The sequence below is a fragment of the Nostoc sp. genome (assembly GCF_054880495.1).
Genome location: NZ_JBTYKD010000035.1, coordinates 1 through 10,240, shown reverse-complemented (window position 1 = coordinate 10,240; position 10,240 = coordinate 1). Strand labels below are relative to the sequence as shown.

11 protein-coding genes and 2 pseudogenes are annotated in these 10,240 nt (G+C 41.1%); 5 read left to right on the top strand and 8 right to left on the bottom strand.

The annotated features are described in order from the left end of the window. Positions 1 to 452: 452 nt before the first annotated feature. Together ACYTXL_RS04330 and ACYTXL_RS04325 are read right to left on the bottom strand one after the other, a co-directional pair. Positions 453 to 1,640, bottom strand: a pseudogene (locus ACYTXL_RS04330) (IS4 family transposase). Between the two features lie 637 nt (positions 1,641 to 2,277). Then, positions 2,278 to 3,549, bottom strand: a complete 1,272-nt coding sequence (locus tag ACYTXL_RS04325; protein WP_461923638.1) for an FGGY-family carbohydrate kinase — start codon at positions 3,547 to 3,549, stop codon at positions 2,278 to 2,280. Between the two features lie 158 nt (positions 3,550 to 3,707). Between ACYTXL_RS04325 and psaM the strand changes: the two genes are divergently transcribed. Both psaM and ACYTXL_RS04315 read left to right on the top strand, forming a co-directional pair. Then, entirely contained in the window at positions 3,708 to 3,839 is a 132-nt protein-coding gene (gene psaM / locus ACYTXL_RS04320) for a photosystem I reaction center subunit XII (protein ID WP_190912801.1), read from the top strand. Between the two features lie 250 nt (positions 3,840 to 4,089). Next, a complete protein-coding gene (locus ACYTXL_RS04315; RefSeq protein ID WP_461923637.1) occupies positions 4,090 to 4,500 on the top strand; it encodes a slr1601 family putative cell division protein in 411 nt (136 codons plus the stop codon). A 220-nt stretch (positions 4,501 to 4,720) separates the two neighbouring features. Here the strand turns inward: ACYTXL_RS04315 and ACYTXL_RS04310 are convergent, their stop codons facing one another. After that, the gene (locus ACYTXL_RS04310) at positions 4,721 to 5,509 is read right to left on the bottom strand and encodes a tetratricopeptide repeat protein (RefSeq protein ID WP_461923636.1); all 789 of its coding nucleotides are present in this window, start codon (positions 5,507 to 5,509) and stop codon (positions 4,721 to 4,723) included. A 453-nt stretch (positions 5,510 to 5,962) separates the two neighbouring features. Between ACYTXL_RS04310 and ACYTXL_RS04305 the strand changes: the two genes are divergently transcribed. Then, entirely contained in the window at positions 5,963 to 6,427 is a 465-nt protein-coding gene (locus ACYTXL_RS04305; RefSeq protein WP_461923635.1) for a hypothetical protein, read from the top strand. 8 nt (positions 6,428 to 6,435) lie between these two features. Next, a complete protein-coding gene (locus tag ACYTXL_RS04300) occupies positions 6,436 to 6,993 on the top strand; it encodes a glutathione S-transferase family protein (protein WP_461923634.1) in 558 nt (185 codons plus the stop codon). Positions 6,994 to 7,042: 49 nt separating this feature from the next. On the opposite strand, the gene ACYTXL_RS04295 is transcribed toward ACYTXL_RS04300, so the two are convergent. From ACYTXL_RS04295 to ACYTXL_RS04280, 4 genes and pseudogenes are all read right to left on the bottom strand, one after another. After that, entirely contained in the window at positions 7,043 to 7,534 is a 492-nt protein-coding gene (locus ACYTXL_RS04295; RefSeq protein WP_292802280.1) for a YajQ family cyclic di-GMP-binding protein, read from the bottom strand. 108 nt (positions 7,535 to 7,642) lie between these two features. Beyond that, positions 7,643 to 8,020, bottom strand: a pseudogene (locus ACYTXL_RS04290) (MAPEG family protein). Positions 8,021 to 8,182: 162 nt separating this feature from the next. Further along, positions 8,183 to 8,686 (bottom strand): DNA recombination-mediator protein A, encoded by a 504-nt coding sequence (locus tag ACYTXL_RS04285; protein ID WP_292802370.1) that lies wholly within the window; start codon positions 8,684 to 8,686, stop codon positions 8,183 to 8,185. Positions 8,687 to 8,767: 81 nt separating this feature from the next. Beyond that, positions 8,768 to 8,929, bottom strand: a complete 162-nt coding sequence (locus ACYTXL_RS04280) for a hypothetical protein (RefSeq protein WP_461923639.1) — start codon at positions 8,927 to 8,929, stop codon at positions 8,768 to 8,770. Between the two features lie 68 nt (positions 8,930 to 8,997). Here ACYTXL_RS04280 and ACYTXL_RS04275 point away from each other — a divergent pair, with 68 nt between their 5' ends. Next, the gene (locus ACYTXL_RS04275) at positions 8,998 to 9,138 is read left to right on the top strand and encodes a hypothetical protein (protein ID WP_461923633.1); all 141 of its coding nucleotides are present in this window, start codon (positions 8,998 to 9,000) and stop codon (positions 9,136 to 9,138) included. A gap of 83 nt (positions 9,139 to 9,221) precedes the next feature. Here the strand turns inward: ACYTXL_RS04275 and ACYTXL_RS04270 are convergent. Next, a partial coding sequence (locus ACYTXL_RS04270) for a phosphotransacetylase family protein (RefSeq protein ID WP_461923632.1) occupies positions 9,222 to 10,240 on the bottom strand: 1,019 nt, incomplete at its 5' end.

The following is a 10,240-nucleotide window of genomic DNA, read 5'->3' as shown; positions in this document are numbered from 1 at the left end:
CATTTTTTAATTAATGTTCCATCTTTTAACGTATATACCTCAGAATTTTTACAAAAATTATTAATTTTATCAACACAGATTAGTATGTAGTTAGTTTCTCTTAACCTCATCGATTAGTCAAGGTAATAACTGAAGCTCACTAAGTAAGCTGCAAAAGCCCTAAAGACAAGCATTAGGGCGTAGTATAGCCAAGAAGAAAATTCACAAAAATATAAAATTTATTGAAAACTTTATCATTACCATTATATTTACCTTATTTTCTTCAGGTTTTCCACGTAGATTGTATGCATTGCAGTATAAGCCTACAGCAAAATAGTGGGGTATGCGTAGGTATTGCATTAGGTCTTTGATAAGCTGTTCCACATTTAACTTGCTCCCATTAGGGCGGGCAAGACTTCGGCGTGAGCGCTCAGCCGAACGCTGCCCACCCCCTGACGGGGCGACAAAGATAGCTAGGATACAGATAAAATCAGTCTTATAGCCCTCTGTCCCTGTTGATAATACTTACACTTATTAGAATTTAATCTTAATAATAACCCGACTAATTCTTTACAATTGTCTACAAAATTAATCCAAGTTTGCCCATATAACCCAATATAAAAACTACTATGTCGTCTTTCGGTACGCCCATATTCTTTAATACGACCCACGTATTTATGTACACCTTTACGTTTAATTTCTTGCCCTTGTATTGTGGCAGAAGTGTAAGCAATTGATATCAATAAAATTATAGATATTAACCGCTCACCCGATACTTTAGTATCTTCCAAATTATAACCACCCTTCTTAAAGTCTCTAAACATTTCTTCAATATCAAATCTTTTTTTATACGTAGAAATTGCTGATTCTAAAGTATCTAAGTTTGTTAAAATAAACCATGCTTCTTCCGGTGATACTCCCAAGATTTTACGTTTCCATTTACAGGCTAAATTAAAACCTCGTAACCCCTTAGTCTTTGTCACCTTAACTCCTTTGAGAAAAAAGGAAATACCAGGGAACAGTCCTAAATCATCTAGTTCTAGCCAAATATCTGTTTCTCTTTCAATAAAGTGATTCTTCTTTAGACGTAAACAAAAATATATTTTCTGCTCACAGAGCCAGTTTGCTAGCTTGACTGAACAAAATTCTCGGTCTCCTAATACACAAACATGATATTTATTAAAAAGTGGTAATACTTCCGATAAAATTGTTTTTTGTTCATCCAAATTGCTACTACCCATTTTTGATAATAACTCAAAATATATTGGAAAGCTTCTTTTATCCCAAATTACACTAACCATAAACAGATTTATACAACCCGCGAAACTTTGCCACGGGGATACTCCCCGGTGGCAAGATTTCGCCAATTTGTGCGGTCAATTGCTAGATAAATTATTTTTTGAGGTTCAAAATATGTTGATAACCATGCGGTAACTATTGGGAACCAATTTTTTTTGATAGAAAGATTTGGTAATGACAAAAATCTCTGAAGCCTCTTTCTTCTACTTTCAAATGTTATAGGAATTGGGTATTGCATTGGCCAAAGCTTCTAAACTGACTTTTTTAATCGATTGCAGCACAACTATCACAATTTGCAGCAAGAGATATTCGGCAGTACTCAGTTGACTTTTGAGATGTATTTGGTAGAATTTAGGTAACATTATCAATAGATAGGTCTTCTTGACAAAACTAGACCTATCTTTTTCTACTATAAATTACTGCATTCTTTACCTCATAAGCTTTTTAGCCTATTTCGTCGCCCCGTCAGCTTTTGACCACACTCTGGGCACAATGCACTTTTCTCCTTTTTACCTACTGATAGAATTAGGGCTTGACCCTCTTGTAGACTTGATTCTACTACTTCAGGCAAATTTAAGAGTTAGTTATTATTCGTCTCATAATTTATTTTATTAAACATTATTCCTAATAATTTTAATATTTTAGCACGCTAAGTACGCAAGAACCTATACTCTAAAGACTTAATACAGGCAGTAGATATTAAAGGTGATCAAATCCGAGTCCGCAGCCTCATCTTTTTCCTGGATAGTAATCTCGATCGCGCAGCGCAGGTCAAACCTTCTTAAAAAACCTTTTTATTTTCTCCTAATCCCCTCAAAACTCACATCAAGAATTAGTAAAGGAGATAGATGACATTCGCTTGCTGCGAAGCACCCATCCCCGAATAGCTGCCCAGATGATGAACCGGTATCTAATCATTTAAGTATCAGCTGAGATATATTAATTGTCACTGGGATAGATACTGATTTTCAACATATCTACAAAAAGATAGTTACACAATTACTGTTGTTTACCCTTTCTTACATCCCCCATCGCCAATAGCGCCGTTCCATAAGCAGCTTCGGTATACACTGACGCTACTACAGGAACCTGCAAATTACGCGCCCTAATTGCAGTCCAAGTGTCATTTACCGCGCCACCACCAGCAGTATAAACACGGATAAACTTATCTGCGCCCATTTTTTGTAATAATTCATACCCTCGTGCTTCTATACGGGCAATACTTTCTAACAACCCATGGAGAAATTCCACTCGGTTATCTGGGCGTGGTTCCAAGCGTGGGGCTAAATTAGGATCATTAATCGGAAAGCGATCGCCTACTTTCAATAATGGATAATAATCTAACTCGCTGGCTTTTGATAGATCAATCTCACGACTAAGGCTTTCTAACTCAGCGTTTGTGAAAAATTGCTTAAGTACTGCACCCCCAGTATTAGAAGCACCACCAGTCAGCCACAAATCACCCAACCGATGGCTGTAAATTCCATATCGCGCATCTTCTACACGGGTACGACTTAATAACTTTAGTACCAACGTTGAACCAAGGGAAGTCACGGCTTCACCAGGTAATTTTGCCCCACTGGCGAGAAAAGCGGCAATACTATCAGTTGTACCAGCACACACCAGACAATCACTGCGTAAACCGAACTTATCCACAATTTCAGGGCGCAATTCTCCAATCGGAGTCCCAGGAGGTAAAACTTTGGGTAGCTGAATCGGTATTTGCAGGAATTCTAGCCATTCTGGGTATTTCAACTCTTCCACGTCATAACCCAGCTTTAAAGCATTATGGTAATCGCTAATAGCCAACTGACCATGTAGGAGAAACGCCAGCCAATCTGCTTGATGCAGGAAATATCTAGCTTCACTAAAAGCAGGTAATTGCCTCATCCACAAAAGTTTGGCCAAGCTGGAGGTGGCACTCAACACGGTATGGTTGGGGGGTGCTATACTCCTCAAATGCTCTAACACCAATGATCCCCGCGCATCGTTATACAAAAGTGGTGCATCTGTTGGATTGCCAGCAGCATCGACCAGCAAGACGGTGGAAGAAGTACCATTAATTGCGATCGCTTTAATTTCTCGCCGCAATTCTTCAGGTATTTGTTCCACCAGCACAAACAAAGCCTCCTGCCAAATTTTTGGCATAATAGGCGCTGGTGAATCCTGGAAGGGATATCGCACCTCAGCCTGGATACAAGCAGCTTCCTCGTCAATCACCACACCCCGTGCGCCAGATGTACCGAAGTCGATACCCAAATACAAATTCATATTTTTTATAAATTTTTATAATGGAGAATAACTAACGACTACTGACTATTAACTGCTTTTGTTGCATCTTGTAACAAGATATTCCCCAATCTAGGCAAAACAAGGAAAAGTAGTAAACGAACTGTTCAAAATCTATTCAGGTTAGGAGGTTTTCAGCCATGCCTATCTTAGATACTCTGTACATCGCTCAGGTGTCTTCCATCTCAGATACTCAAGTCTACATCGCTCTAGTTGTGGCGTTGATCCCAGGAGTTCTAGCTTGGCGATTAGCCACAGAACTTTACAAATAACGCTACATGTGACACAGTTAAAAAGCTAATAATCCTGGCAGTACGGGGTGCAATTTCTATACCTTGTGGCTTTATGCCATAAGTAGTTAGAAACCTTGCACTTACGTAAGCCAGGTTATTTTTTAATTATTGCAATACTTGTAGCTATTTGCAAAAAATGAAGTAATATGACAGCTAAATCAAGCAGTAATTACCGCCAGAGTGCTTTTACAGTGCTTCCCTTCACTAAGCGAGGTTATTCTTTAGCATCATGAACGCGATTCAACCTTCCAGACCACCGTTAGAACCTATACAAAAACGCCGGCTCATTCCTCGACCAAAACGGCATCTTCGTCAACGTTCTTACCAAGTGATGGCACTAGAAAGCACAGCCAAAATAGCGGTTAATCTTGTGATTACAGCTGTTGCAGCATCAGCTTTAGCACAACTTTTGTCTTATCATTGGTCACAGCAACAAAAGTTAGGAGAAATTAGTACTGAAGTCAAGCTGATGGAAGAACATGTCAATGGTTTGCAGGCGGAATTTAGCCGTAACTTCGATCCTCAGCAAACTAAAACTATTATGCAACAACAAGGATACCGATTTGATCCTAGCCAGCGTCGGGTGGTGTTGATGAATCACGATCGCCGAGAAGATGAACAAACAGACTCATTACCCTAAGACAAATAGCGAATTTGAGATTATTTAGGCTTCTTGTGATTCGGGCTACGTATAAATCGGGTGTTAATTTATATTATTGCTAATAAATAATGGTTAATAGCTAATTCAATAATTAGCTATGTAGTTATCATCTATTAGTCATTAGTAATACAGCGTTGCTAAACTCTAATTCAAAATTTAATAATTTATTTTGAATTTTGAATCTCCCAGAAGGACTAATCTACCAAATAGGACGCTGATCAGATAGGAGTTCGTTTAGCCAATTTTCAAGTTGTAAACGTAAACGATAACCAGTAATATCCTTACTGTTGCCGATAGAGGGCAGTTGAGTCAGGGCGCGACGATAATCAGCGATGCCTTCTGTACGAGACGCTACGCGAATGGCGAGCTTCTCTACGAGACGCTCCGCGAACGCTAACGCATAATTCCAGTCACCCCAAAGATGGTAAGTTCTGCCGCGTTCAGCCCAGATATGACCTTCTAGTTGACCGAAAAGCAGTGCTACCTCAAAATTCTCAATTGCCTGATCATATTGCTCCAAGTCACGCCAAGTAATGCCTCGATTAATCCACGCCCGGATATAGTAAGGATTGAAATCAATCGCTTGATCGTAGTCGGCAAGTGCTGCTGCTAGTTCTCCACAAGTCGCGTAGTAATTTGCCCGGTTATTATAAGCACTAGCCAAATTGGGATTAAATTTAAGGGCGGTATTATAGTCGTAAAGCGCTTTTTGCGTTTCACCACTTTGGAAATAAATCAGCCCCCGCTTGTTGTAATCAACGGCATTATAGGGATAGCGGTAAATTAGTTGGGTTAAAAGTGCGATCGCCTCAGTATAATCTCCTTCTTGAGCCAACCTGAAACCAAAAGAGCGTAAGTAGTTATCCCCTAAAGTCGATTCGCTGCGATCGTTTTTGCGATGTTCTTGGGCTTTATTTGTACTATTTAGTACAAAATTGTATTGTCTACTTTGCTGGTCATCGTCAGCTAAAAATGAGTGTATATTCATCTTTCCCTGCCTGAAATCTCTACTTTGTGAAATTAAATTCTAGTTTTTTCTTGCTAGTGGTTTTACCACTGTGTTTATTCTTAAGGTATTTATAGCTACTTGAAAGCTATCTGAAGAGAGAACTTAACCTAATCGCACAAATAGAAATCTAGGCCCTAAATAAACAATTGCTCTTCAAACCTAATCATGGATACTTAATCCTGAAGGTGAATTCCAGAAATAGCAGATGTCAATCTCAAAGACTAGTCAAGTAGTGAGAGCGACAAATTGGTAGAATGCCAAGAAGCCGTTCATTAGATACGGGGACTGGGGACAAGGGCGACAAGGAAAATAACCCATGCCCAATACTTCGACTTCGCTCAGTACAAGTGCCCAATACTTCGACTTCGCTCAGTACAAGTGCGCAATGCCCCAATCGCTAGATTTAATTTTTAAGTTTTGAGAAATTTTCCAATGACAACTGCAATTTCCTATCCCAATGCTCCTGATTTAGCAACCGATGATTACATTGTTATCGGCTTGGCAACCTGCTTCGTCAAAGAAGATGGAGAAGTTTATCAAATCGAAGTTATAGAACCGATTCCCTCTGCGGCTTTGGAAGCGCTTTTAAAGGGCATCCCTACCTCCTATAAGCTGGCTCATGCAACGACTTTGGGAACTGTGCTGCATGGCGATTCACAACTGGCACCAGACGGCTTCCCAGAGTCGGCTCAGTTTGGAGAGGAATTTGTGCCACGGGCATTTGCAGCAGCTCGTACTTACAAACGTCGTGAATCTGCAAAATCCCTGATTCCTTTAGGTACAAACTACACTGAATTTAAGTATTCTATTGAGCGCAAGCGGGTATTAAATGCCGCGAGAGTTGTTACTAAAGAAGACAACGTGAAACAGCATTCTCACACTCACAAAGTTCTTTAAAGGTAATTATGCTAAAACTTTACGGCGGCGTTCGTAGTCGAGCCTCAATTGTTCACTGGTATTTAGAGGAATTAGGAGTTCCTTACGAATTTGTCAAGCTGGATATGCAGGCGGGTGAACACCGCCAGGCGGAATATTTGGCAATTAACCCAGTTGGTAAAGTTCCAGCGATCGTTGATGGGGATTTTAAACTTTGGGAATCTGGGGCGATTTTGCTATATCTTGCCGATAAGTATAGTAAAAGCACACTTTCACCAGAGGAACGTGGTGTATTTTCCCAGTGGGTATTGTTTGCCAATGCTACCCTTGGTCCAGGGATTTTTCAAGAAGCAAGTCGGGAGCGGGAAATGCCCCGTTTGTTGACTCCCTTAAATGAAATTTTCAGTAAGCAACCTTTCTTGCTTGGCAATGAGTTCACTGTTGCTGATGTGGCAGTGGGGTCTATGCTGAATTATATTCCCATGATCCTGAAGCTAGACCTTAGTTCCTATCCAGCCGTATTGAACTATATGAAGCAGTTATCTGAGCGTCCGGCATTTCAAAAAAGTATTGCCGGAACAACTTAAAGTAATTCGTAATTCGTAATTGAATTCTTAATTACGAATTACGAATCTGTTAACGATAGTTTGTAAATTGCAAAGCAACTGGATAGTCTTCTTGTTTGAGTCGCTGCATGACAACTTGTAAGTCATCTTTAGATTTGGCAGAAACCCGCACAGCATCACCTTGAATTGAGGCTTGTACCTTTTTGAATTCGTCCCGAATCAATTTGGAGATTTGTTTGGCGATTTCCTGACTAATGCCTTTTTTGAGTTTGATTTCTTGACGCACGCGATTACCACTGGCTGATTCAACTTTGCCTAAATCAAAGATTTTCTGAGAGAGGTTACGCTTGGCGGCTTTTTCCCGCAGGATGTCGTGTATAGAATCTAGGGTAAACTCGCTGTCAGTACTAACGTTAATGCTTTCTTCGACTAATTCAACAGTAGTTTGAGTGTCTTTAAGGTCATAACGACCTTTGATGTCTCGTATAACTTGATCGACAGCATTAACCAATTCTTGTCGGTCAAAGTCGCTCACAATGTCAAAGGAAAAAGTAGAAGCCATAGAAAATGTTGGGTTATTAGATGTTGGATTTCGGAATTGGAGTTGGGCATAAAACATTAGTAATTATTCATATGCCCTATGCCCCATGCCCTATGCCCCATGCCCCAATTAACTAGTTGCTTGGATGATGCTCAAGAAGATGAGAGTGGCAGAGCTGACGGTGCCAATGCCAAACATGAGAGTTCGCAAAGGGGGTAGATTCAAAATATAAAAAATTGAGTATAGCAAACGGGCTACTACAAAGGCGATGTCTGACGACAAGCCGCTTTGCGTCTACGCAGTTCCTATTCCTGTAGGAGAATTTACACCAGTTACATATGCCATCAATGCAGCTGCGGCAAATATCATAAACGCTTCAAAGGTGTTCTGATGTGCCCAAGTAGCTCGTTGGCCATAAGGTGGCAATTTATCAAGCATAGCGCGAGGAGTAGAAAACGTTTCATACCCCATACGCATACGGGCATAAGCTACCAGAAAAAATGGCACTTAAATTAGAGCGGCAGCAGCAGCGATCGAGTACAAAAAAATTATCATTACTTATTAGTCATTGGTTATTAGTCATCAGTCATTAGTCATTAGTCATTCGTCAAACACATAGATGCGTCAGCAGCTTTCCGCAGGGTAGGACAAAAGACAAATGACAAATGACTAATCAAAGTAGAAGAGAGTCACCACTTTTCTTTGTTCTTCCGCATCTTGACAAGTTTGTAACAAAGTCCCACTGTCGTGAAACGCAAAGCAAATCAGTTGCTGGCAACGAGAGACAATTTCCTTGTTGCACAGGTAACTAGCTTCAGCAAGGGACAGATTATCATTACTGGGATTTTCCACTAAATGCATTACCTGTTCTAGTTGCTGGCGCGATTCCAAAGGCTGGCGTTCCAGGCTTTGGGGTAGAATCACCGTTAACAAATTCGGATCGGCCCGCGTTGCTCCCCGGATGGCAGCTGAATTTGTACCTGTAGCACCAGAAGTAATGATTCGATTACCCGATAAAACTAGGGCATATGTCATCATTTCAATAAGATTCTGATGCGTAATCGGGACGTGACGAGAACCCAGCAAGGCAATTCTTTTAGAACCTGTTTGCTGGATTGTTGCCAGTTCTTGCGCTAATGTATCGAGGCTAATAAGGTCTGTTGATTGAGTCAAAGATGGAGATAATCCGATTAAACGACCCACATATTTTACCAAACAGCGTGTAGGTGCGAGGCAAACCTGAGTTAGACATTGCTACAATTTTTCGATTGTTCGGATTACTTGGTAACACCAAGCCAGCCAATGTGTTTCATAAGTAATACCATTCAAGAGAGTTAAATACTGAAATTTTGCTGATTCTGGGAGTTCTTGCGGATTCTGAAAGCATTCTTGTTCTAAATCCTTGTATGTAGTTATACCAATTCTGTATGAAGATGCGCCAAACTACGTCAAACTTATAGATGGGTGCATTTAGTAATTTTGTTATGAGTCGTCCATTCCAAATCGAGATTTCAGAAAGCCAAGAAGAATTGGAGAAAGCTCTCAGACATCCCACAGAAGCAAGCAGCAAAGAAAGATTGCAAATAAATGCTCTATTGGCTCAAGAGTGGGCAAGTGAGCAGTAGGCGATCACTAGCAGAAGGTTTAGGCCGTGATGAAGCAACCATAACTCGTTGGGTGAGGAAGGATGTCCAAGAATGTTTAGAGTTTATATAGCAGTTAAACCCAGTTTAGATAACAGGCGCTCAATGTCAAAATGCTTAGACATCAACTGGCGAATGCACTGAACCTTAATCAGCTCGTGGAGGCGGACTTGCCCGAAAGTGCGGTTAACAATTTCTACAGTGGTGAGGGTGTCTAAGTCAACAGATAAAATAGGGATTTCTAGTTCTTCAGCGCGACTGAGAATGAACGGCGGCGGGGGTAATTGCCCGGTGAGAATTAAACATTGGGTAGAAGTTTCCAAAGCAGCTTGCTGAATTTCCACCCGATCGCCTCCTGTTACTACTGCCATATTCCGGCGTTTGCGGAAATATTTCACGGCTGAGTTGACATTCATCGCTCCAATTGCTAAACTTTCCACCAACAAATCTAGGCGATCGTTGCGACAGAGAACATCAGCCTTTAACTGCTTAACTAGTTCGCCAACACTCACGCTACGGAGCAAAGCGCTATTCGGTAGCATTGCTAGCACTGGAATCCCCTGCTGTTCCAAAAATGGGCGCAAGAGAGTGTCAACCGCTTCTAGTTGGGACAGAGGGATATCATTGATCACAACTCCAATCAAGCGATCGCCCACACGCCCTTTCGCAGCCAATAGCGCCTCAACTGAAAGCAACGATTTATAGCGGGTTACTAACAGCACAGCCGCATCCAATACTTCAGCGATTTGCAGCAAGGACAAGTCAAACAAATTGCCTTCGGACAAATCACCAGGCCCCTCCAGTAACACCAAATCTCCTTGAGACTTATGTAAATATTGCTGTATTAGGGACTGCTGATAATCGGTTTTGTCTTCCCCCTGCAAGCGCTTTTGCACATTTGGTTCATCCAAAGCCAGCATTGTCGGTGCAACGCGGTTTGTCGGCAATTTGAGGCTAAGAGCAATGAATTGGACATCTTCCTCAATGATGGTTCCACTAGACGAATTCAAACACGTACCGAGCGGTTTACCGTAGGTAATATCCAGTCCTTTTTGCTGTAGCTGATCAGACAAACCCAGAACAG